19 protein-coding genes are annotated in these 23425 nt (G+C 65.8%); 12 read left to right on the top strand and 7 right to left on the bottom strand.

The annotated features are described in order from the left end of the window. Positions 1 to 128: 128 nt before the first annotated feature. From aroA to trpB, 8 genes are all read left to right on the top strand, one after another. Complete coding sequence (aroA, locus tag P6U30_RS00440; RefSeq protein ID WP_407167633.1) at positions 129 to 1466, top strand: 3-phosphoshikimate 1-carboxyvinyltransferase; 1338 nt, start codon at positions 129 to 131, stop codon at positions 1464 to 1466. Beyond that, positions 1463 to 2092 (top strand): (d)CMP kinase, encoded by a 630-nt coding sequence (cmk, locus tag P6U30_RS00435; RefSeq protein ID WP_407167632.1) that lies wholly within the window; start codon positions 1463 to 1465, stop codon positions 2090 to 2092. The genes aroA and cmk overlap by 4 nt, the downstream gene beginning before the upstream one ends. Before the next feature lie 379 nt (positions 2093 to 2471). Then, positions 2472 to 4181, top strand: coding sequence for a 30S ribosomal protein S1 (gene rpsA / locus P6U30_RS00430; RefSeq protein WP_407149484.1), 1710 nt, complete (start codon positions 2472 to 2474; stop codon positions 4179 to 4181). A 333-nt stretch (positions 4182 to 4514) separates the two neighbouring features. Continuing rightward, on the top strand, positions 4515 to 5492 hold the full coding sequence (gene sppA / locus P6U30_RS00425) for a signal peptide peptidase SppA (protein WP_407167631.1): 978 nt from the start codon (positions 4515 to 4517) through the stop codon (positions 5490 to 5492). A 172-nt stretch (positions 5493 to 5664) separates the two neighbouring features. Beyond that, positions 5665 to 5994, top strand: a complete 330-nt coding sequence (locus P6U30_RS00420) for an integration host factor subunit beta (RefSeq protein ID WP_407149482.1) — start codon at positions 5665 to 5667, stop codon at positions 5992 to 5994. A 70-nt stretch (positions 5995 to 6064) separates the two neighbouring features. Then, complete coding sequence (locus P6U30_RS00415; protein WP_407167630.1) at positions 6065 to 6451, top strand: lipopolysaccharide assembly protein LapA domain-containing protein; 387 nt, start codon at positions 6065 to 6067, stop codon at positions 6449 to 6451. Positions 6452 to 6530: 79 nt separating this feature from the next. Continuing rightward, entirely contained in the window at positions 6531 to 7190 is a 660-nt protein-coding gene (locus P6U30_RS00410) for a phosphoribosylanthranilate isomerase (protein WP_407167629.1), read from the top strand. Next, positions 7187 to 8404 carry a tryptophan synthase subunit beta gene (trpB, locus tag P6U30_RS00405; protein ID WP_407149479.1) on the top strand — a complete coding sequence of 406 codons (1218 nt, stop codon included), beginning with the start codon at positions 7187 to 7189 and terminating at the stop codon, positions 8402 to 8404. Before P6U30_RS00410 ends, trpB begins: the two co-directional genes overlap by 4 nt. Positions 8405 to 8483: 79 nt before the next feature. Here the strand turns inward: trpB and P6U30_RS00400 are convergent, their stop codons facing one another. After that, entirely contained in the window at positions 8484 to 8828 is a 345-nt protein-coding gene (locus P6U30_RS00400; RefSeq protein WP_407167628.1) for an endonuclease domain-containing protein, read from the bottom strand. A gap of 72 nt (positions 8829 to 8900) precedes the next feature. Here P6U30_RS00400 and trpA point away from each other — a divergent pair, with 72 nt between their 5' ends. From trpA to P6U30_RS00385, 3 genes are all read left to right on the top strand, one after another. After that, entirely contained in the window at positions 8901 to 9737 is an 837-nt protein-coding gene (trpA, locus tag P6U30_RS00395) for a tryptophan synthase subunit alpha (protein ID WP_407167627.1), read from the top strand. 105 nt (positions 9738 to 9842) lie between these two features. After that, positions 9843 to 10784: an acetyl-CoA carboxylase, carboxyltransferase subunit beta gene (accD, locus tag P6U30_RS00390; RefSeq protein WP_407167626.1), complete on the top strand. Its 942-nt coding sequence runs from the start codon at positions 9843 to 9845 to the stop codon at positions 10782 to 10784. Between the two features lie 95 nt (positions 10785 to 10879). Next, positions 10880 to 12124, top strand: coding sequence for a bifunctional folylpolyglutamate synthase/dihydrofolate synthase (locus P6U30_RS00385; protein WP_407170644.1), 1245 nt, complete (start codon positions 10880 to 10882; stop codon positions 12122 to 12124). 357 nt (positions 12125 to 12481) lie between these two features. Here the strand turns inward: P6U30_RS00385 and P6U30_RS00380 are convergent, their stop codons facing one another. After that, positions 12482 to 13522, bottom strand: a complete 1041-nt coding sequence (locus P6U30_RS00380) for an IS110 family transposase (RefSeq protein ID WP_407164670.1) — start codon at positions 13520 to 13522, stop codon at positions 12482 to 12484. A 191-nt stretch (positions 13523 to 13713) separates the two neighbouring features. Here P6U30_RS00380 and P6U30_RS00375 point away from each other — a divergent pair, with 191 nt between their 5' ends. After that, entirely contained in the window at positions 13714 to 14460 is a 747-nt protein-coding gene (locus P6U30_RS00375) for a metallophosphoesterase family protein (protein WP_407167625.1), read from the top strand. A 24-nt stretch (positions 14461 to 14484) separates the two neighbouring features. Here P6U30_RS00375 and P6U30_RS00370 read toward each other — a convergent pair whose 3' ends face one another. The 5 genes from P6U30_RS00370 to addB all read right to left on the bottom strand — a co-directional run bounded on the left by P6U30_RS00370 (position 14485) and on the right by addB (position 23291). Then, positions 14485 to 14943: a DUF2231 domain-containing protein gene (locus P6U30_RS00370; RefSeq protein ID WP_407167624.1), complete on the bottom strand. Its 459-nt coding sequence runs from the start codon at positions 14941 to 14943 to the stop codon at positions 14485 to 14487. 131 nt (positions 14944 to 15074) lie between these two features. After that, on the bottom strand, positions 15075 to 16088 hold the full coding sequence (locus P6U30_RS00365) for an ATP-dependent DNA ligase (protein WP_407170643.1): 1014 nt from the start codon (positions 16086 to 16088) through the stop codon (positions 15075 to 15077). Between the two features lie 146 nt (positions 16089 to 16234). After that, complete coding sequence (gene trxA, locus P6U30_RS00360; protein ID WP_407149472.1) at positions 16235 to 16555, bottom strand: thioredoxin; 321 nt, start codon at positions 16553 to 16555, stop codon at positions 16235 to 16237. Between the two features lie 116 nt (positions 16556 to 16671). Continuing rightward, entirely contained in the window at positions 16672 to 20151 is a 3480-nt protein-coding gene (addA, locus tag P6U30_RS00355) for a double-strand break repair helicase AddA (RefSeq protein WP_407167623.1), read from the bottom strand. Beyond that, positions 20145 to 23291 (bottom strand): double-strand break repair protein AddB, encoded by a 3147-nt coding sequence (gene addB, locus P6U30_RS00350; protein WP_407167622.1) that lies wholly within the window; start codon positions 23289 to 23291, stop codon positions 20145 to 20147. The genes addA and addB overlap by 7 nt, the downstream gene beginning before the upstream one ends. Positions 23292 to 23425: the final 134 nt, after the last annotated feature.

Here is a 23425-nt window from a genome sequence, read left to right as displayed (position 1 = left end):
TCTCTGAAAAACGGAGCTTCACTTGGCTAGTTGAGGGGCCGCTGTCAATAGCGGTTTGCGCGCATTTGACGGGCGCGTGACGTGGTGTTGCCTATGTGATACCTGCCGCGGCGCGAGAGGACACCATCTTGGCCCATTCCGACACCCCGACCCCGCTGGAATCCCGTGCGAGCGGCCCCTTGGCGGGCAAAGTCCGCGTTCCCGGCGACAAATCGATTTCTCACCGCGCCCTGATCCTGGGGGCGCTCGCGGTCGGCGAAACCCGCATTTCCGGTCTGCTGGAAGGCGAGGACGTGCTCAATACCGCGAAATCCATGCGCGCGCTCGGCGCCAGGGTGGAGCGGACTGGGCCATTTGCCTGGTCGGTCTCCGGCGTCGGGGTTGGCGGCTTCGCCCAGCCCGCCGCTGCGCTCGACTTCGGCAATTCCGGCACGGGCTGCCGGCTGGTGATGGGCGCGGTCGCGGGCTGCCCGATCGCGGCGGTGTTCGATGGCGATGCCTCGCTGCGTTCACGCCCGATGCGCCGCATCCTCGATCCGCTCGAGCTGATGGGCGCCAGGACCAGCGATGTCCGCGAGGGCGGCCGGCTGCCGCTGACGCTGCATGGGGCACGCTATCCGGTGCCGATCGTCTACAAGACGCCGGTCGCCTCGGCCCAGATCAAGTCAGCGGTGCTGTTGGCAGGGCTGTCCGCGCCCGGCGTCACCACCGTGATCGAGCAGGAAGCGAGCCGCGACCATACCGAGCTGATGCTCAGGCATTTCGGCGCCGAGATCTCCTCGGAGAAGGAAGGCAGCCACGGCCGCAGGATCACGCTCGACGGCGAGCCCGAGCTGCATGGCGCCGAGGTCGTAGTGCCGGCCGATCCCTCATCGGCAGCATTCCCGATCGTGGCGGCGCTGATCGTCGAAGGTTCAGACGTCGTATTCTCGGACGTGATGACCAATCCGCTGCGCACCGGCCTCCTCACCACGCTGCGCGAGATGGGCGCCTCCATCGAGGAGAGCGGGGTCCGCGCCGACGCCGGTGAACCAATGGCGCAGTTGCGCGTTCGTGCCTCGAAGCTGCGCGGCGTCGAGGTGCCGCCGGAGCGTGCGCCGTCGATGATCGACGAATATCTGGTGCTGGCAGTCGCGGCGAGCTTTGCCGAGGGCACCACCATCATGCGCGGCCTGCAGGAGCTGCGGGTCAAGGAATCCGACCGGCTCGAAGCCACCGCCGACATGCTGCGCGTCAACGGCGTCAAGGTCGAGGTTTCCGGCGACGATCTGATTGTCGAGGGCCGCGGTCATGTTCCTGGCGGTGGCCTGGTCGCGACCCAGATGGATCATCGCATCGCGATGTCGGCGCTGGTGATGGGCTGCGCCTCCGACAAGCCGGTCAAGATCGATGACACCACCTTCATCGCCACCAGTTTTCCGGATTTCATTCCGATGATGCGCTCGCTCGGAGCTGACTTCGCATGATCATCGCCATCGACGGTCCCGCCGCCTCGGGCAAGGGTACGCTCGGCAAGCGGCTCGCCCACCACTATGGCTATCGCCATCTCGACACCGGCGTGATCTACCGCGCGGTGGCCTATGCGATGATGGCGGCAGGGGCCGACCTCAACAATGAGGCGCTCGCGGTGGCCGCGGCGCTTGAGCTCGATCCGGAGAAGTTCGGCAATCCGATCCTCAAGACGCAGCAGGTCGGGGAAGGCGCGTCCGTGGTTTCCGCCTTTCCCAGGGTGCGCGAGGTGCTGGTCAACTTCCAGCGCCAGTTCGCCGCCGATCCGCCTGGCGCGGTGCTCGATGGGCGCGACATCGGCACTGTGATCTGTCCTGACGCCGACGTGAAGATTTTCGTGGTCGCCGACCCCAGGGTGCGCGCGCGGCGGCGGACGCTGGAGGCTCGAGCCCGCGGCGAGGATGCCGACGAGGAAGCGGTGCTGGCCGACATCCTCAAGCGCGACGAGCGCGACAAAAATCGCGCTATTGCGCCGCTGCGTGCAGCCCCGGACGCCCACACCCTGGACAATTCCAACCTCGACATCGAGGCGGGTGTGCGCGCCGCCATCGCCATCGTCGAACAGGCGCGCGCAAGGCGCTAAGACCGGAGCTCAATGCGAGTGCTTTCGGGCCCGAAAGTCCCGTAAAACGGGGCATTTCGCGCTTGCCGAAAGCAGCTCGCAGGGCTATATCAGCGCCGTCCGGGCCACCGTCGACGGTGTCGAGGCTGTGTCTGAAGCGGGCCGGTGTTGGGTTTGAGCCCTTGCCGCATCTGGAGGAACGCCCGCTCCCAGGTCTCGAAGTCGATATTCTCGTTTCTGACCCCGGATCAATCAAACGTACCGAACGTGCAGTCCGCTGCCGGCCCGCTGTTGCGCCTCCTGCAACGAGCGGTCGTCAGGGTTTGCGGAACCCCGACACTCCACGCACGGTGCGCCCATCAACCCGAACGGCCGGCAATTTCCCGCATCTGGAGAACAAATGGCTTCCAATACTGTGTCTTCCTATAACCCGACCCGCGACGACTTCGCGGCGATGCTTGATGAGTCCTTTGCCGGCGGCAATTTGCAGGAAAGCTCGGTCATCAAGGGCAAGGTGGTTGCAATTGAGAAGGACATGGCCGTCATCGACGTCGGCCTGAAGACCGAAGGCCGCGTGGCGCTGCGCGAATTCGCCGGACCCGGCCGTGAAAGCGATCTGAAGGTCGGCGACACCGTCGAGGTGTTCCTCGACCGCATCGAGAATGCGCTCGGCGAAGCCGTGCTGTCGCGCGACAAGGCGCGCCGCGAAGAGAGCTGGGGCAAGCTCGAGAAGGCGTTCCAGAACAACGAAAAGGTCAACGGCGTCATCTTCAATCAGGTCAAGGGCGGCTTCACCGTCGACCTCGACGGCGCAGTTGCCTTCCTGCCGCGCTCGCAGGTCGATATCCGTCCGATCCGCGACGTTGCGCCGCTGATGAACAACTCGCAGCCGTTCCAGATCCTCAAGATGGATCGCCGCCGCGGCAACATCGTGGTGTCGCGCCGCACGGTTCTCGAAGAGACCCGCGCCGAGCAGCGCCAGGAGCTGGTGCAGAACCTCGAAGAGGGTCAGGTGATCGACGGCGTGGTCAAGAACATCACCGATTACGGTGCGTTCGTTGATCTCGGCGGCATCGACGGCCTGCTGCACGTGACCGATATCGCCTGGCGTCGCGTCAATCACCCGACCGAGGTGCTGTCGATCGGCCAGACCGTGAAGGTCAAGATCATCAAGATCAACCACGAGACGCACCGCATCTCGCTCGGCATGAAGCAACTGCTGGACGATCCGTGGCAGGGCATCGAAGCCAAGTATCCGCTCGGCGCCCGCTTCACCGGCCGCGTCACCAACATCACCGACTACGGTGCGTTCGTCGAGCTCGAGCCGGGCATCGAAGGCCTGATCCACGTCTCGGAGATGTCGTGGACCAAGAAGAACATGCACCCCGGCAAGATCGTCTCGACCTCGCAGGAAGTCGAAGTGCAGGTCCTGGAAGTGGATTCGGTCAAGCGCCGCATCTCGCTCGGTCTCAAGCAGACCATGCGCAATCCCTGGGAGGTCTTCGTCGAGAAGTTCCCGGTCGGTTCGGTGGTCGAGGGCGAGGTCAAGAACAAGACCGAGTTTGGTCTGTTCCTCGGTCTCGAGGGCGACGTCGACGGCATGGTCCACCTGTCGGATCTCGACTGGAAGCTTCCGGGTGAGCAGGTCATCGACAACTTCAAGAAGGGCGACATGGTCAAGGCCGTGGTGCTCGATGTCGATGTCGAGAAGGAGCGCATCTCGCTCGGCGTCAAGCAGCTCGAAGGCGACCCCTTCGCCGAGCCGGGCGACGTCAAGAAGGGCGCGGTCGTGACCTGCGAAGTGCTCGAGGTGAAGGAGAGCGGCATCGAGGTCCGGATCTCGGGCACCGAGTTCACCACCTTCATCAAGCGGTCCGAGCTGGCCCGCGACCGCAACGACCAGCGCGCCGAACGCTTCGCCGTCGGCGAGAAGGTCGATGCCCGCGTCATCCAGTTCGACAAGAAGGCCCGCAAGGTGCAGGTCTCGATCAAGGCGCTGGAAGTCGCCGAGGAGAAGGAAGCCATCGCGCAGTACGGCTCCTCCGATTCGGGTGCGACGCTCGGCGACATCCTCGGCACCGCACTCAAGAACCGCGGCACCGACAAGTAAGCGTTCGCTTGGCTTTTCGCGAACCAATCAGGCCCCGGCGCAAGCCGGGGCCTTTTTGATTGAGTGGCCACAAGTCCGTCTTCCCCTTCCCCCTAAGAGGGGGAAGGTCGGGATGGGGTCAAGCCGCAGGCGATGCTCCATGCCGAGAGAGCCGATCCCCACCCGCTTTGCTCTCACGAGCAAAGCGACCTCCCCTTTTCAAGGGGAGGTTAGGACGTAGCGCGAATACGACGAGCCTTGTTTTCTTCATATTGCGTCGCAATTGATGTATTTGGCTAAGGTTATGGTGACGCTGCGATTGCAGAAACGCGCGGACATTCTTGGAGCATTTCGATGTCGCTGGATTCAGACGTGATCGTCGATCGTCGCCGTATCAGACGCAAGTTGACCTTCTGGCGCGTCACCGCCGCCATCGTGGCGATCGCGGCCATTGTGGGCATCGGTCTGTTCGCGACCGGCGAACGCAGTGTGTTCGAGAGCACGGGCACGATCGCGCGCGTCACGATCGAGGGGCTGATCCGCAGCGACCAGCAGCGCGTCGAAGCACTGGAGCGGCTCGAGAAATCGAGCTACGCGGCCGTCGTCGTGCACATCAATTCACCGGGCGGCACCACCGCAGGCTCCGAGCAGCTCTACGATTCGCTTGTGCAACTAAAGGCGAAGAAGCCGCTCGTCGTCGTCGTCGAGGGTCTGGCCGCATCGGGCGGCTATATCACCGCGCTTGCGGCCGATCATATCGTCGCCCAGCAGACCTCGCTGGTCGGCTCGATCGGTGTGCTCTTCCAGTTTCCAAACGTTTCAGAACTTCTCAAAACCGTCGGCGTGAAGGTCGAGGAGATCAAGTCTTCGCCGCTGAAGGCGGCGCCGAACGGCCTCGAGCCGACCAGCCCCGAAGCGCGCGACGCGATCGATTCGCTGGTGAAGGATTCCTATGCATGGTTCCGTGGATTGGTGAGGGAGCGGCGCGGCATGGACGACGCCCTGCTGCAGAAAGTCGCGGATGGACGCGTCTTCACCGGCAGGCAGGCGCTTGATCTCAAGCTGATCGATCAACTCGGCGACGAGAAAACCGCGGTCGCATGGCTCGTCGCGGAAAAAAAGGTGAAAAGCGGCCTTCCGGTGCGCGACTACAAGCTCAATCCCCGCTTCGGCGACCTGACATTCCTGCGCACCGCAGCGTCCATGACCCTCGACGCGCTCGGCCTCGGCGCCATCGCGCGACGGATCGAGCAGGGCGGCGTGGTGCAGGCGGTCGATCGCTTGGGGCTCGATGGCATGCTGGCCTTGTGGACCCCAGCCGGAACCAACTGATCGGCGCCAGGGCGTGTCATCGAGGCGATTCCCGCTCTGCGGGAATCGCGGAATGGCCCAATTGGGCTATTTGTCACCCTAATTCGCGATGCCGGGAATTGATTTAGCGACTTGACAGTGCAGGGTATTTTCACGGAAATGGACTTCCGCGAGATCCCGGATCCCATTTTCGATGATCAAATCCGAACTTGTTCAGCGTATCGCCGAGCACAACCCGCACCTCTATCAGCGGGATGTCGAGAACATTGTGAATGCGATTCTCGATGAGATCGTCGCGGCGCTGGCGCGCGGCGATCGTGTCGAGTTGCGTGGTTTTGGCGCATTCTCCGTCAAGCACCGTCCGGCGCGTGCCGGCCGCAATCCGCGTACCGGCGAGCATGTGCCGGTCGATCAGAAGAGCGTGCCGTTCTTCAAGACCGGCAAGGAGATGCGCGAGCGTCTCAATCGCGAGGGCGTCGAAGCTGAAGCGTCGAAGGTCGACGCACCAAAGGCTGACGCGTAGCGCGCGAGCTCAGGCGTGCCGGGTCGCGGGCCGTGCGCCTGCGCTTTCTCCATCGCTGTGAGAGATGGTCATGCGAAAGTTCTTCACGGCGTTGGTCGTCATTCCGCTGGGGCTGATCTTCATCATCTTCGCGGTCGCCAACCGTCACTGGGTGACGGTGTCGTTTGATCCCTTCAATTCCGTCACGCCGACGATCGCAGTCACGTTGCCGCTATTCGTCGTGATCATCGCGTCGGCGATTCTGGGTGTGCTCGCGGGCGGCATCGCGACCTGGTTCCGGCAGGGGCGCTGGCGCCGCGCCGCCCGGCAGCACGAGGCCGATGCCCGCCGGGCCCGCGCCGAGCTCGCCGATCTCAGGGCCGCCGCCGCCCGGGGCGATGCGCCGCGGCTGCCGGCACCGGGCCAAACCGGCTTTTACGGGTCGGCCGGGCGAGACAAGCAGGGCGCGACGTTGTAGAACCCGCCCCGTCGGATACGGGACGTCCCGGTTCCGGCTGCCCGAAAACCCGTTCCGAATGACGACCCGTTTCGAGACCATGTCCCTGCTTGTCAAAATCTGCGGCCTGTCCACGCGCGAGACGCTCGACGTCGCGCTTGACGCCGGCGCCGACATGGTCGGGTTCGTGTTCTTTCCGCCGTCGCCCCGCCACATCAGCCTGGAGGTCGCGCGCGACCTCGGCAGCCGGGCCATGGGCCGCGCGGTGAAGGTCGCGCTGACCGTCGATGCCGACGACGCCACCCTGGAAAACATCGTCGAGACGCTGCGGCCTGACATCCTGCAACTGCACGGCAAGGAGACGACGGCACGGCTGCGCGACATCAAGCAGAAGTTCGGCCTGCCCCTGATGAAGGCGCTGCCGGTCGAGACCGCGGCTGATCTCGCGCCGCTGCCGGGCTATGCCGCGGTCGCCGAGCGTATCCTGTTCGATGCCCGGGCGCCGAAGGACGCCACGCGACCGGGCGGTCTCGGCGCGCCGTTCGATTGGCACGTGCTGGAAAATCTCGATCTCGCTCTGCCGTACATGGTCTCGGGCGGGCTTCACGCCGGCAACGTTGCCGAGGCCGTCACCGTGACCCGTGCCGGTGGTGTCGACGTCTCGTCGGGTGTCGAGCGCACGCCCGGCGTCAAGGATCCCGAGTTGATCCGCGCCTTCATCCGCGCCGCGCGCGCAACCCAGGAACTGATGGTTCGATGAATCCAACCCTGCCCAATTCCTTCCGCACCGGCCCTGACGAGCGCGGACATTTCGGCATTTTCGGCGGACGCTTTGTGGCGGAAACGCTGATGCCGCTGATCCTCGACCTGGAGAAGGCCTATGCGGAGGCCAAGGCCGATCCGTCGTTCCAGGCCGAGATGAACGCCTATCTGAAGGACTATGTCGGCCGGCCCTCGCCGCTCTATTTCGCCGAGCGTCTCACCGATCATTTCGGCGGCGCCAAGATCTATCTGAAGCGCGAGGAGCTCAATCACACCGGCTCGCACAAGGTGAACAATGTGCTCGGCCAGATCATGGTCGCGCGGCGCATGGGCAAGAAGCGCATTATCGCCGAGACCGGCGCCGGCCAGCACGGCGTGGCGACGGCGACGCTGTGCGCGCGCTTCGGGCTCGAATGCGTGGTCTATATGGGCGCGGTCGACGTCGAGCGTCAGCAGCCGAACGTGATCCGCATGGAGATGCTGGGCGCCAAGGTCGTTCCGGTGCAATCGGGCGCGCGCACGCTGAAGGACGCGATGAACGACGCGCTGCGCGACTGGGTGACCAACGTGCACAACACGTTCTATTGCATCGGCACGGTGGCGGGCCCGCATCCCTATCCGATGATGGTGCGCGACTTCCAGTCGGTCATCGGCCACGAGACCCGCACGCAGATGCAGGAGGCGGAAGGCCGCCTGCCGGATTCGCTGATCGCCTGCATCGGCGGCGGCTCCAATGCCATGGGCCTCTTCCACCCGTTCCTCGACGATCCCTCGGTCGAGATCTTCGGCGTCGAGGCGGCCGGCCACGGGCTGACGCAATTGCATGCCGCCTCGCTGGCCGGCGGCCGTCCCGGCGTGCTGCACGGCAATCGCACCTATCTCCTGATGGACGAGGATGGCCAGATCCAGGAAGCGCATTCGATCTCGGCCGGACTCGACTATCCCGGCATCGGGCCGGAGCACTCCTGGCTGCACGAGACCGGCCGCGTGAAATATCTGTCGGCGACCGACGAAGAGGCGCTGGCCGCGTTCCAGTTGCTGTCGCGGCTCGAAGGCATCATCCCCGCGCTGGAATCGGCGCACGCCATCGCGAAGCTGTCCGAACTCGCACCGCAGCGGCCGAAGGACCACCTGATGGTGGTCAACCTCTCCGGCCGCGGCGACAAGGACGTGCCGCAGGTCGGCGACATCTTGAAGGGCAGGAAGAAGTGACCAGTCACGCACCCTTCCCTTACCTCTCCCCGTCGGGGAGAGGTCGGCCGCGCAGCGGCCGGGTGAGGGGTCTTTCCTTTCACTCGAATCGAAGCGAGGTCTCGATCATTTCGAGCACGCCTTCCAGATTCTCGTACACGTCGACGTTAGAAACCCGAACGACGAGAAAGCCGCAAGCTTCAAGGATTTCCGTTCTGACTTCGTCGCGCTTCAGCTCTGTGGATGTCGAATGCGTCGCGCCATCGACCTCGACGATCAGTTTGCCATCAAGGGTCACGAAATCGACGATGTACCGGCCAATCGGGTGCTGGCGGCGAAATTTCCATCGCGCCAGCCTTCGGTTGCGCAACGCTTGCCAGAGCATAGCCTCGGCGTTGGTCTGTAACGCGCGGAGGCTCCGCGCTCTTGCCTTGAACCGCTCCATCCCCCTCACCCGGCTGCTGCGCAGCCGACCTCTCCCCGGAGGGGAGAGGTATAGCACAGCGACTGCCACATCATGACTACCCGCATCGACGCCAAGTTCGCCGACCTCAGGAAGCAGGGCCGCTCCGCTTTCGTCACCTTCGTGATGGCGGGCGATCCCGACGCCAAGACCTCGCTCGACATCGTCAAGGCGCTGCCGAAGGCGGGTGCCGACATCATCGAGATCGGCATGCCATTCACCGATCCGATGGCTGACGGTCCGTCGATCCAGGCGGCCGGCCTGCGCGCGCTGAAGGGCGGCATGACGCTGCGCAAGACGCTGGAAATGGTCCGCGGCTTCCGCGCGGACGACAACGGCACGCCGATCGTGCTGATGGGCTACTACAATCCGATCTACATCTACGGCGTCGACGCCTTCCTGGCCGACGCCAAGGCCGCCGGCGTCGATGGCCTGATCATCGTCGATCTGCCGCCGGAGGAAGACACCGAGCTCTGCATCCCGGCCATGAAGGCCGGGCTGAACTTCATCCGTCTGGCGACGCCGACCACCGACGACAAGCGCCTGCCGGCGGTGCTCGCCAACACCTCGGGCTTTGTCTATTACGTCTCGATCACCGGCATCACCGGCAGCGCGGCCGCCGATTCGAAGGCAGTTGGCGAAGCCGTCGCCCGCATCAAGCGGCACACCGAGCTGCCGGTCTGCGTCGGCTTCGGCATCCGCACCCCGGAGACGGCGCGTGCGATTGCCGAAAGCGCCAATGGCGCCGTGGTCGGCACCGCGATCGTCGATGCGGTGCGCGGCAGCCTCGATGCCGAAGGCCGCGCGACGCCGAAGACCGTCACCGCCGTGGCCGACCTCGTGTCGGCGCTGGCCCAGGGGGTCCGCGGCGCCCGCCAGGCCGCTGAATAAGCCATAATTTGCGGCGACAAGGCCGCCGAGCGCGGCTTGCCGGGGTCGCCCGGCCCCGCCATATAACCATGTGATGCGGGACCGATCCGCATTTCGGAGCGAACCATGAATTGGCTCACCAACGTCGTCCGGCCGAAGATCCGCAACATCCTGCGCCGCGAGACGCCGGAGAATCTCTGGATCAAGTGCCCGGATTCCGGGCAGCTCGTGTTCTACAAGGATGTCGAGGCCAACCAGTTCGTGATCCCGGGCTCGAACTACCACATGCGCATGGGCGCGGTGGCGCGGCTGAAGTCGATCTTCGACAACGAGACCTGGTACGACATCGCGCTGCCCGAGGTCACCGCCGATCCGCTCAAGTTCCGCGACGAGCGCAAATACGCCGATCGCATCAAGGACGCCCGCGCCAAGACCGGCCTGAACGACGCGATCAAGGTCGGCTACGGCAAGCTCGAGGGCGCCGGCGTCGTGGTCGCGGTGCAGGATTTCGATTTCATGGGTGGCTCGCTCGGCATGGCGGCCGGCGAAGCGATGGTGCGCGGGCTCGAGCTTGCGGTCGAGAAGAAGTCGCCCTTCATCGTGTTCGCGGCGAGCGGCGGCGCGCGGATGCAGGAAGGCATCCTGTCGCTGATGCAGATGCCGCGCACCACGGTCGGGGTGCAGATGCTGCGCGAGGCGCGCCAGCCTTACATCGTGGTGCTGACCAATCCGACCACCGGCGGCGTCACCGCCTCCTACGCGATGCTCGGCGACATTCACATCGCCGAGCCCGGCGCGCTGATCGGCTTTGCCGGCGCCCGCGTGATCGAGCAGACCATCCGCGAGAAGCTCCCCGAAGGATTTCAGCGCGCCGAATATCTGCGCGAGCACGGCATGGTCGACATGGTCGTGCATCGCCACGACATGAGGGCGACGCTGGCGCGGCTGTGCCGCCTGCTGACGAAGTCGCCGGCACTCGAAACCTCGTCGAAACCCACGGCCGCCGTCGCGACGCCGGCCCAGATCGTCACGGCTCCGGAGACGGTGCCGGCCGCGCCGCACGCGTGACCGACAGAGCCGCCTCATCACCGTCCTCGTTCGAGGCATTGATCGCGCGGGTGTCGGCACTGCACCCCAAGCGCATCGATCTCAGCCTCGATCGCATGCTCGGTCTGATGAAGGGGCTCGATCACCCCGAGCGCAAGCTGCCGCCGGTGATCCATGTCGCCGGCACCAACGGCAAGGGGTCCACGATCGCTTATTTGCGCGCGATCCTGGAGGCCGCAGGCCTGCGCGTGCACGTCTTCACCTCGCCCTATCTGGTACGGATCAACGAATGCTACCGGCTGGGCGCCGTCGGCGGCGGCAGGCTCGTCGATGACGACGAACTGCATGCAACGTTCGAGCATTGCGAGCGGATCAACGCCGGCAATCCCGTCACCGTCTTCGAGATGGAGACCGCGGTCGCGTTCTGCCTGTTCGCAAAGCATCCGGCCGACGTCGCGCTGCTCGAGGTCGGGCTCGGCGGCCGGCTCGATTCGACCAATGTGGTCGAGACGCCGCTCGCGTCCGTCATCGCGCCGGTCAGCATGGATCACATGGAATTCCTCGGCGACACGCTGACCTCGATTGCCGGCGAGAAGGCTGCGATCATCAAGCGCAAGGTGCCGGTGATCTGTGCCGAGCAGGCACCGGAGGCGATGGCGGTGATCGAGGCGCAGGCAAGCCGCATGCGCGCGCCGCTGCACGCGGCGGGGCAGCAATGGCATGTCGGCGTCGAGCGCGGCCGGCTGGTCTATCAGGACGAGCGCGGATTGCTGGATCTCGCGGCACCAAAACTGTTCGGCCGTCACCAGTTCGACAATGCCGGACTTGCGATCGCGACGTTGCGCGCGATCGACACGTTCAAGCTCAACATGGCCGCCTATGAAGCCGGCATCGTCAATGCCGAATGGCCGGCGCGAATGCAGCGGCTGGTCTCCGGCGCGCTCGTCAGCCAGGGTCCGCAAGGCAGTGAAGTCTGGCTCGACGGCGGGCACAATGCCGAAGGCGGCCGCGTCGCGGCCGCGGCGCTTGGCGATCTCGAGGAACGCGTATCGCGTCCGCTCGTCGTCATCGCCGGCATGATGGGCAACAAGGACGCCGGTGCCTTCCTTGCCAATTTTGCCGGACTGACGCGCCACATCATCGCCGTCCCGGTGCCCGGGCGCGACAACGGCATGCCGCCCGAACGATTGGCCGACGCGGCGCGCGCGCTCGGCATGCGGGTCGAGATCGCGCCCGGCGTCGACGCCGCGCTGCAGCGGCTCGCCATGCTGGCCTATGAGGTGCCGCCGCGCATCCTGATCACCGGCTCGCTCTATCTGGCCGGCCCCGTGCTTGCCGCCAACGGCACGCCTCCTGCATGATGTCGGTGTCGTAGCCCGAATGTAGCGAAGCGAAATCCGGGACGGCTCGACCCACGGAAGCAGGACCCCGGATTACGCTACGCTGCATCCGGGCTTCTGTAACGGGCCTTGGTTAGTCAATCCCTTTTGCGTCATCCGCTCGCCGGGAACCTGCTTCTGTACGGGATCGGCGCTGTGGCCGTCGCCTGATGGGGTTCTAGGGAGGAGCAGGTCGACCAATCTACGGAAGCGTGATCGCATTGTTGGATGCGTCGACAACCCGGATGACGGCCTGACCTGATCCATCGTCCCGGCGAAGGGACTTCGCTTCGGGAAGGCTGGTGTCGTGACCCGCCCGAAAACCTGTGCGCTCCTCTGTTAGGCCGCCATTGCGGTTGCCTTGGTAGCCGGATTGAAGGGGACGTTGTCCTTAAGCATGCGCAGCATGATCACGGCGAGTTTGCGCGCCAGCGCCACCTTGGCCTTGTTCATGCCGGCGCGCCTGGCGATCCGCATCGCCCAGCTCTTGAGCTGTGCACAGCCCTTGATCGGCTTGGTCAGGATGATGTGGGCAGCCTCATAGAGGGCCTCGCGCACGGCGGCGTCGCCATTTTTGCTGATGCGGCCGGAGTAGTCGGTCTCCCCTGACTGGTGCTTCTTCGGCGTCAATCCGAACAGCGGTCCCGCCCGCTTCGAGGAGGTGAAGCGCGAGGGGTCATCGATGGCGCTGGCATAGGTCAGCGAGATGACCGGCCCCACGGCCGGCGTCGACATCAACAGCCTGGCCTTGGCGTCCAGCACAGACATCGCCCGCACCCGCTTCTCAAGACCGTTGAACTCGCGCAGCAACACCGCATGAACTGCCAGCGTCGCCGCGGCGATCGCCTCGAGGGCTGGATGGCCGGCCACCAGCTCGCCGATCCGTGCCGCAAAGCTGCACTTCGTCGTCTTGCCGACCTTCAGGCCGAAGCCACGCAAGATCCCGCGCAAGCTGTTCTCGAGATCCTGAAGCTTGGCCTGGATCAGCTTGCGCGCCGTCAGCATCGCGCGGGTCTCCTGGGCACTCATCGACTTGCAATGCACCGGCCGGAACCAGCCGAGCCGCATCAATTGCGCGATGTTGCGGGCATCGTTGCGGTCCGACTTCACCGGCATCGCTTTGAAGGCATCGCTCACGTGGCGTGTCTCCAATAGCTCGACCGCAAGTCCAGCCTTCTTCATCGCCGCGTAAAGCCACTGTGACAGCGGCCCGGCCTCCAGCCCGATCCTGGCCAGCTCGAACCCGAGCGAACGGAACCAGCCGATCAGCGCTTCCGGTTCGCTCGCCACCTTCGCCTCCCGAGTGATCTTGCCGTTCGCGTCGACAACGCACACGCTGGAGCATTCCAATGACACGTCGATTCCGGCATAATGGTCCATGGTCGTCTCTCCTCGATGCTTGGAGCGAGGCCTTGCCTCGACTCCGTTACACCATCAATGTGAGGGACGACCGCCCCCTTCCAAGCCAGCCGCGCGACGCGCGCCATCCAATAGCGCCGTAGCTAGCGCGGCTGGGAAGCGGGACCGCGGCCCGTTACCCCATCTACGGTTACGCCTGAGGACAAGTGACAATGCGTTTCGCTGCTATCGCCGACATCCATGGCAATCACCTCGCACTCGAAGCCGTGCTGTCGGACATTCGCGCGCAGGGCGTTTCCGATATCGTCGATCTCGGCGACATGGTGAGCGGTCCGCTCGATGCGCGGCCGACCATCGAGATCCTGATGAAGCTCGATGCGATCCATTTGCTTGGCAATCACGACCGCTATCTGATCGACCGCCCTCACGAGAAGATGGGCTCCTGGGAGCGGCGGACCTATACCCAACTCGAGCCGCGGCATCTCGACTGGCTGCGCACGCTGCCTGCGAATTGTGTCTATCGCGAGCAGGCCTTTCTCTGTCACGCGACGCCAGCCGATGACGAGACCTATTGGCTCGAGACGGTGCTACCCGGCGGCGAGGTCTGCATGTCCGCGCTGGAATCGATCGAGGCGATGGCGGCCGGCGTGATGCAGTCGCTGATCCTCTGCGCTCACACCCATACTGCCCGCGCCGTGCGACTTCGCGACGGACGGCTGATCGTCAATCCAGGCAGTGTCGGCTCGCCCGGCTATCGGGCCGGCAAGCCGCATCCACATGTCGTGCAGGCCGGCTCTCCCGACGCGCGCTATGCCATTCTCGAACAGGCCGGTGGCGCATGGCGGGTGACCTTCCGCCACGTGCCGTACGACCACGAGACGATGGCGGCGCTGGCACGGCAGAACGGACAGCCTGAGCTCGCATCGGCGCTGGCCACGGGATGGATTCGTTCGTCGTAACCCGTGCTGCCTGCCGAAGCTTCGTTAGTGGATGTGCGCCTCGTCCGACACGCCGACATGCTCGCGATAGACCATCTCCCAGCCCTTCCAGCCGGTGAACAGCAGGATCAGGACCACGACGAGCGAGAGCACGAGACCCGTCGGTAGGATGGCGGATGAGCCGTGCTCGAAGCGCGAGTACCAGTTGTACAGCGCGATCAACACCGCGATGACGTTGCCGCCCGCATGCTGCCATGCGTCGGAAAGGTTGCGAACCTGATCATCTCCCAGCAGATCAGTCAGGCCGGCAACGGCCGCGAGGACCGCCATGATCAAGCCGATCCCAAGCAGCCAGAGTGAGGCGCTGGCCCAGAAGTCAGTGCCGGTCTTCCAAAAGGCGAGGTCAGCAACGAAGGTCAAAACGAAGCAGGCGACTGGAAACGGAATAAGCATCGGATGAATGGGATGTCCCGCGACCTGCGCGGTTGATCTGGGGTTCGACATAGGTCCCTCCTGAGGGCCGTTTGACACCTCAACCGGGGCTGCCGACACAAGTTCCTATGCAACGGCGCGGAGCAGGGTGAATCGCTGCAATGCAGAAGTCGGGGACGATTCAACGCAAACCTGATCGCGCTTTACGCCCGCAACAGTTTCATCGGATCGGCGGTCTTCTGCTTCAGTTGCTCGAACGTGCATTGCCTCGGCGCCTTGTCCGGGCGCCAACGCAGGATCGAAGTGCCGTGCCGAAACCGATCGCCACTGAAATGATCGTAACAGACCTCGATCACAAGCTTGGGCTTCAGCGGGCACCATTGCGTCGATCGCTCGGTCGACCACCGGCTCGGTCCGCCCGGTGCATTGCCCGTAAAGCCCGGCCCGGCGATCAGGCGCTCCAGCCTGTCCGTCAGGGCCGGCTTCTCCTGCTGCTTGATCGCGGAGGTGAAGCCGACATGGTGCAACAAGCCGTCATCGTCGTAGAGGCCGAGAAGCAGCGAGCCGACAACCTTGCGCCCGCCGATCCTGTTCGTCGCGTAGCGAAAGCCGCCGACCACACAGTCGGCGCTTCGGAATTTCTTGATCTTCTGCATGCCCTCGCGATTGCCGGCCTGATAGGGCAGGTCCAGGCGCTTGGCGATCACGCCGTCGAAGCCGCCGCCCGACCGCGCCAGCCACTTCTGTGCGGCGGCGTAGCTCGTCGTCGCCGGCGAGAGCCTGAAGCTGGAATCGGCTGTTAGCTGCGCTTGCGCGAATTCCTCGAGCCTGGCGCGCCGCTGGCTCAATGGCCGCGCGGAAAGCTCCTTGTCAGTCGGCGAGGCCAGCAGATCGAACACCAGAAACAAAGCGGGCGTTTCCTGCGCGAGCCGCTTCACCCGGCTGGCGGCAGGGTGGATGCGTTGCAGAAGGTCGTCGAATGAAAAGGCCCGGCCATGCGGCACCACGATTTCGCCGTCGAGCAGAAACGACCTTGCCTTGATGCGCAGCGCCGCGGCAGCCAGCTCCGGAAAATAGCGGCCGAGATTCTCGCCGGATTTCGAGCGCAGGTCGACCCGATTGCCCTCGCGCCTCAGCAGGCATCGGAAGCCATCCCATTTCGGTTCGTATTGCCACTGTTCGCCGCGCGGGATCGCGTCGACCGACCGCGCTTCCATCGCGACAGACTGCGTGGGCCTGGAAGCGAGCTTCGGACGGGCTGACGGCAAGCGTTGGCACCTTCAAGCGCGACACACGTCCTGACAACGCAAACGGCCGGCGAATCCGCCGGCCGTGCTCGAAATTATCTATCGTTCGATGCGGATCAGACCGCAGCGGAAATCCACTGCTGCAATTTCGCCTTCGGCGCGGCGCCGACCTGACGCGAGGCCATCTCGCCGCCCTTGAAGATCATCAGGGTCGGGATCGACATCACGCCATACTTCGACGCGGTCTTCGGGCTCTCGTCGACGTTGAGCTTCACGATCTTGACCTTGTCGCCCATCGCGCCGGAAATCTCGTCAAGGGCGGGCGCGATCATGCGGCAGGGGCCGCACCACTCGGCCCAGAAGTCGACGACCACCGGCCCGGTCGCCTTGAGCACTTCGGCGTCGAAATCGGCGTCAGAAACCTTGCCAACGGCCATGGGAGTACCTCGTTCGGTTGAGACAAAAGGCGCGATCGAGAATCGCGCCCGGGGAGCATGAGTGAAACCTATGAACGCCCCCTTGCCGGGTCAAGCTTGGTCACGCCGACCTGACCTTATGCCAGCCCGGCGTCAAGCGCGGAGGCAGAAAGTTCCATGATTTCAGGCGCTTCGGTCCAGAGCAGGGCGGCGCGGACGGGGAGCTGGGGATAAAGCTTGGCGAGCACCGCACGGTACAGCGCGAGCTGCCTGACATAGCCCCTTGGCGCCTCGGCGGCGGTCTTGGGCGGGGTATGGTTGGTCTTGAAATCGACGATCAGAACTTCCTTGGGGGTCACCACCAGCCGGTCGATCTGACCCGAGACCAGTGCCTTCGGTTGACCCGGCCGGCCCAGCCGCCCGACGATCGAGACCTCGGCGCGGCTGCCGGGGCCGAACACCGCGGCGAAGAGCGGGTCCGCGATCAGGGCAAGCACCTGGCCGGCCAGTGCGGTGCGCTCCTCCTCGCTCCAGCCGTCGGCATTGCGCGCGAGATAGGCCAGCGCGGCGTCGCGGCGCCGTTCAATGGCGACATCCGGCAGTGATTGCAGCAGGCGATGCACCAGCGTGCCGCGCACCAGGGCACGGGCCCGCGCGATGACCGATTCGCCGGACCGCACATGGTGGCCGTCGCCCTCGGCGGGATCGGAGGGGCGCAGCAGGCCGGCGGCAGACGCTTCAGGCGCGGCGGGGGCGCGCAGCCATGGCGGCAGCACGATCGACGCTGCCGCGACCGAGGCCGCCGCCCCGGTGGCCTCCGCGCCGTCCTCCGGCCGCGAATAGCGCTTGATCTTGCCGGCCGGCGTCTCGATCTCCTCGAGCTTGAGCCCGGAATTGGCCAGCCCCTTGGTGATCAGGTCGTACCAGGAGGACTTCCGCACCGTGTTCATGTTGCCGGGCATGCAGCCGCCGACGACCAGACGGTCCGCGGCGCGCGTCATCGCCACATAGAGCAGGCGGCGATATTCGTCCTCGGTGTCGCCGAGCATCGCCTTGCGCGCGTCGGCGACCCCGGGCGGATCTTCCGCCTTCTTGCCCGCCCACACCACGACGCCGGGCGCATGCGGTGCGGCGTTGCCCTGCGGCAAATGGATCAGCCGCAGGCGCTGTGTGTCGGACGGCGACGTCGTGGTGTCCACGAGGAAGACGACCGAGGATTCCAGGCCCTTGGCGCCGTGTACGGTCATGACGCGCACCTCGTCGCGCGAAATCTCCATGTCGCGCTTCACCTCGGTGTCGGCCGCGCGCAGCCACGCCACGAAGCCCTGCAGCGAGGCCGGCGCCTTGCGCTCATAGCTCAGCGCAAGCTCGAGAAATTCGTCGAGCGCATCATTGGCCTCGTGCCCGAGCCGGCGCAGGATGCGCGCGCGGCCGCCGTCGCCGCCGAGCAGCCAGGCGTAAAAGGCGAACGGCGTTTCCTGGGTGAAGCGGTGTTCGCATTGCTCGAGACGCTTCAGCACGTCGGCGAAACGCCCTTCAGTCGGGGCTTGCGCGGCAAGCGCCTCACGCAGCGAGCCGCGCCGCTGCCACGCCAGCTTGAACAGATCGTCGTCGCTAAGACCGAACAGCGGGCTCTTCAGCGCCACCGCGAGCGCAAGATCGTCCTGCGGCAGCAGCAGCGCGTCGGCGAGGTTCATCAGGTCGATGATTGCGATGTGCTCGGTCAGCTTCAGCCGGTCGGCGCCGGCAACCGGGATGCCGGCGTGCTTCAGCGCCTGAATCACCGCATCGAAGGCGTTGCCGCGGCGGCGCACCAGGATCAGTATATCGCCGTAGCGCAACGGACGGCGCGCGCCGGCGCTGCCGGTCATGGTGCCGCCGGCGACGAGGCGTTTGATCTCGGCCTGGATTCGCCGCGCGAGCTTCACCTCGGGGCTGGTCACCGATACGCCGTCGAACGGCGCGCGCCAGCCTTCGATGTCCTGCCGCTCGTCGGCTTGCGCGAGATCCCACAGCTCGATCAGGCTCGGGCCGGCGTCGGCCATCGCGTTGTGGATCGGATAGCCGTTCTCGACGGCGTGGATGCTGCGATAGATCTCCTGCTCGCGAAACACATGATCGACGGAGTGCAGGATCGTCGGCCCCGAGCGGAACGAATAGGTGAACGACACCGGATCGAACTTCAGCCCGGCATCCTCGAACCGTCGCTTCAGCTCGCGCCGGCGCAGGTCGAACTCGCGCGGTGCCGCGCCCTGGAACGAGAAGATCGACTGCTTCTCGTCGCCGACCGCGAACACGGTGCGCACCAGGCTGTCGCGGGCGCCGGCGCCCGAGGTGAACTCCGAGATGATGTGGGCGACGATGTCCCATTGCCGCGGGCTGGTGTCCTGTGCCTCGTCGATCAGCACGTGATCGACGCCGCGGTCGAGCTTGTAGTGCACCCAGCCCGAGGAGACGCGCTCGAGCATCTCCAGCGTCTTGTCGATCAGATCGTCATAGTCGAGCAGGCCGCGTTCCAGCTTTTCGCGGCGGTAGTGTGCCGCTGCCGCGGTCGCGATATGGATCAGCGCCTCGGTGCGGTCGCGCGCGATTACCGCGCGGCGCCGTTCGACCAGCGGCAGCACGCGGCGGACCTCGGCCTCGAACAGCCGGCCGATCGCGGGATTGTTGTCGCAGAACTTCTTCGTCACCACCGATTTGCGCGGCGTGCGATCGGCATCGGTCAGGAACACGGCAAGATAGGCGTCAACCTGGGCCGCGCCGGTGAACACCAGCGCGTCGCGCAGCCGTGCCGCCTGGTCCTGGTCGGACTTGCTGCCGGTGTCGAGGGCGGCCGCGATCTCTTCCCACCCGGTGCGCCTGAGATAGGGGCCGTCGACAATCTCGCGCTCGATATCCTCGATGCGGTCGTCGGGCGACACGCCCAGCGCGGCTGCCATCTGCGCGGCGGCTGCCGCGGCGCTGCCGGCGGTGTCGATCCAGGCCATGAAATGGTCGCGGCTGAGGCAGGCCTCGCGGACCACATCCTTGAAGGTGACGTCGGCGGCGCTCGCCATCGCCGTCATTAGCGCGCGGCCGATTGCGCTATCGGGATTGCGTGAGGCGTCCAGGAACACCGCGAGATTGGCGCGTTCCATCATCTCGTTCTGGTCGCGGTCGTCGAGCACGGCAAAGCGCGCCGGCACGTTGGCCTCGAACGGAAACTGTTGCAGCAGCCGGGTGCACAGCGCGTGGATGGTCTGCACCTTCAATCCGCCGGGCGTCTCCAGCGCGCAGGCGAACAGCTTCCGTGCATCATGCCGGAGCTTGGCATTCGGATAGGCGATGCCGGCCTCGCGGATCGCGGCATCGAGCGCGGTGTCGTCCAGCGTGACCCAGTGGCCGAGCGTCGTGAACACCCGCTCGGCCATGTTGGCGGCGGCGGCCTTGGTGAAGGTGATGCAGAGAATCTTTTCCGGCGGCACGCCTGACAGCAGCAGGCGGATCACCCGCTGCACCAGGACGTGGGTCTTGCCCGAGCCGGCATTCGCCGACACGAAGGTCGACGCCTTCGGATCGGACGCGCGCGCCTGCGCGTCGCGCACCGCTGACGGGATGGGGCGGGGTGCCTTCACCATTCCTCGATCCCCAGGCCGCCGGCGGCGGACCATTCCTTGATCCGTGCGAGGTCGTCATAGGCGCCGTAGCGGTTCGCCCACATCGAGAGATTCAGCGAAGTGTAGGCCTGCTGCTCGTCGTCGAAGGCGCGGATCAGCGCCTCCAGCGTGTTTCGCGCGCTGTCGGCGGCCTCATCGGGTGGCTGCGGCGTGTCGCTGGGCTTGATCTTCAATTCCAGCGAACGCTGCTCGCCCGGCGGATTGTTGCCGCTCAGCCTGATATAGGCGAGCTCGCCGACCGAGCAGCCGGCGGGGATGTCGGCAAAGCCGCCTTCGCGCAGGATCGCGGCTTCCAAAGTGAGCTGCGGCGACAGGCCCATGCGTACTTGTTTCCCGGTCGGCGGCTGGCCGGTCTTGTAGTCGAGGATCGCAAAGCTGCCGTCGTTTCGCCGCTCGATGCGATCGGCCCGAGCGGAGAGAATGAACGTCCGCTCGTCGTCGAGGGGGATGCCGATCTCGCCGCGGATCTCGGCCTTGATCGCGTCGATATGGGCACGCCGGGCCTGCTCCCATTCGGCAAACCATGCGGCGATGCGCTGGAAGCGCGGCCACCATAGCGCGCGGGCCTCGGGCCGCTCCATCAGTGGCGCGAAATACTTAGCCCCGATCTCGCGCAGGGTGCGCGTCGTGTCGGCCGGCAGCGCGTCGGCATAGGTTTGCGTGAATTCGCCGAGCGCCTCGTGGATTGCCGAACCGCGGTCGGCCGCGGACAATGGCATGTCGACCGGATCGAGCGGATCGAGCCTCAAAATGTAGCGCGCATAGATGGTGTAGGGATCGCGCAGCCAGTCCTCGATCGCGGTGACGGACATTTTCAGCGGCCGGGCCTCGCGCGGCGGCCGCGGCTCCGGCTGGGCGATCGGCTCGACCTTGTCGGGACGGTCGAGCTCGGCGGCATATTGCACGTAAGTTTCGCCGGCCGCTTTCGCTGTTTTCCAGCGCGCTTCGCCGGCAACCGCTTCCAGGCGATGCAAAAAGCGCGAGGCCACCGCCGGCGCGCCGCCGACCTTGGCGGCATGGGTGAGGATCACCTCGTCGTGGCCGAGCAGTTGCGCAAAGTCATGCGCCGACAATCCGATGCGTCGTTCCGGCAAATCGAGCCCGAGCTGGTGCCGCATCGGCCGGCTCAGCCAGGGATCGATCCGCGGCGCCGGCGGCCAGACGCCCTCGACCAGCCCGCCGAGGATGACGCGATCGGATTCGGTCAAGCGCGCCTCGAGCTGGCCAAAGATGTTGAGCTGGGCACGCGCGGATTCCGGTCGCCGCACCATGCGGTCGGCGAACGCGGTCTGGAACACCTCCGGATAGTCGGCAAGGGGCGTCACCAGGCCGCTCGGCTGCTGCTTGGCGAGCAGGTCGTCGAATGCCGATGCCAGCACGCCCCCGGCGCGATCCTCGAACACGACCGCGACGCCGTGCTGGTCGCAAGACAGCGCCATCAGCACATCGCGATGCCGCGACGCCAGTTCGGCGAAATCGTAGGGCCTCGACGATGCCATGCCCTCGAGCGGCGCCAGTGCGGCCTGGAGTTTCGCAATCAGGCCCTGCGCCTGGTTGAGATCGTGATCGCGCAGCCGTGCGCGCTGCTCCGCAACGTGCAGCGATGAGGTCTCGCCGCTCCGGAGTTTTGTCAGCTCGGTGCGGAAGCGCTCGAAATCGCGCGCCAAGCCTCCGGAGCCGGCTTGCGGTCGCGTGCCGCGCAATACGGCGAGTTCCAATACTTCGACCGCGCGCTTCAGCGCGCCCTGTGCGCCGCCGAGCCGGAACAGCGGATGCTTGAGCAGCGCGAGCAGCGTCGGCGGCTCCAGCCCGTTTGCCGCCGCTTCTGCACTGAGGCGGGCGAACACGCCGGGCGAGGTCTCCATCAGCGCATCGCCGCCGGAGTCGTCGAATTCCAGATTCCAGCGCGTCAGCGACGCCATCACGCGGCGCGCCAGCGCCCGGTCCGGCGTCACCAGCGCGGCCGACTTGCCGAGATGCCGCGCCTCGCGCATCGCCACCGCGATCGCCAGCGCCTCCATCTCCGGATTCGGCGCCTCGACCAGGGTGAGGTTGGCCATCCCGGCGGTGACGCGCGCGGCGATCTCGGGCCGTTCCAGCCGGTCGTGCCATTGCGCGGTCGCGGTCGACGGGCGCATCGTCTCCGACACCAGCACCTCGCGTCCCTGCGGCGCCGCTTCGGCAAGGTTCTCCACGTCGCGGCGCTTGATGCCGAAGCGGTCGAGTAGCGCGTGCATCGCGAATTGCGGATGGTTCGAGGACGGCGGCGTGGTGAACCTGCCCTCGTCGTTGCGCTCGCCGCCGATCGTGTCCCAGGACTCCTCGTCGAGATCGGTGTCGAGTCCGGGCAGCACCACGGCGCCGTTCGGGAGCTTCGCCACCGCGTGCAGGAATTTTGCGGTCGCCGGCATCGAGCCGGTGGAACCGGCCGCGATCACCGGGCCTGCGTGATGCGCGGTGAGCCGTGCCGCTTCCGCCTCGATCAACAGGTCGCGGCGTGCCGCCGGCTCGATCCGTCCAATCTCCTTCAGGTAGTTCGGCCAGGCGTCGCGCGCGATGCGCAGGAACTCGAGCGAGTGCTGCCAGTATTTGTCGAGCTGGTCCGGCACCAGCCGGTCGAGCTCGCGCCAGTCGACGCCGCGCGTCACCATGTCGTCCATCAATCGCGCGAGGTCGCCGGCGAGCTGCAAGGTCGAGGCCGGACCGCCGACCACCAGCGGCGAGGACACCGGCGTCTTCGCCCAGGCCGCGACCAGATGGGCCAGCGTCAGGCGGCGTTCGAGCTCGCCGAGCTTTGGTGGAATGTCCAGTGGTGCGGCGCCGCCGACGTCGTCCGACTGGTCCGCAAACGCGAGCTCGTCTTCATCGATGTCGCCGAGCGCGACGATGCGCGGCAGCACCGCGGCGTCGGCGTCGAGCACGTCGAGAAACACCTCGCGCGCCAGCCGTCCGGCGCGCCGCGTCGGCAGGTACAGCGTGGCGTTGGCGAGCTTCGCCGGATCGTTCCGTGCCTCGAATCCCGCGACCAGCCGTCCCTCGACCAGGGCCGAGATGACGGTGCGCAGGAACGGTGCGGAGATGGGAACGCTGAAGACGCGCATGGGCTGCCTGATTCGGAATCAGGCGCCAATATAGCGAGCCGCAACCGCCTCCGCCGCACGGGTGAGGCGGCGCTCGTCCATCAGTGCTTCGAAGACGATCAGCAGGTTGAGATCGACGGCCGGCAAATTCATGA

The sequence above is a fragment of the Bradyrhizobium sp. ORS 111 genome, assembly GCF_045571485.1.
In the GTDB taxonomy this organism is placed as follows: domain Bacteria; phylum Pseudomonadota; class Alphaproteobacteria; order Rhizobiales; family Xanthobacteraceae; genus Bradyrhizobium.
The sequence above is the reverse complement of the archived record's forward strand: the minus strand, read 5'-3'. Positions and strand labels throughout refer to the sequence as shown.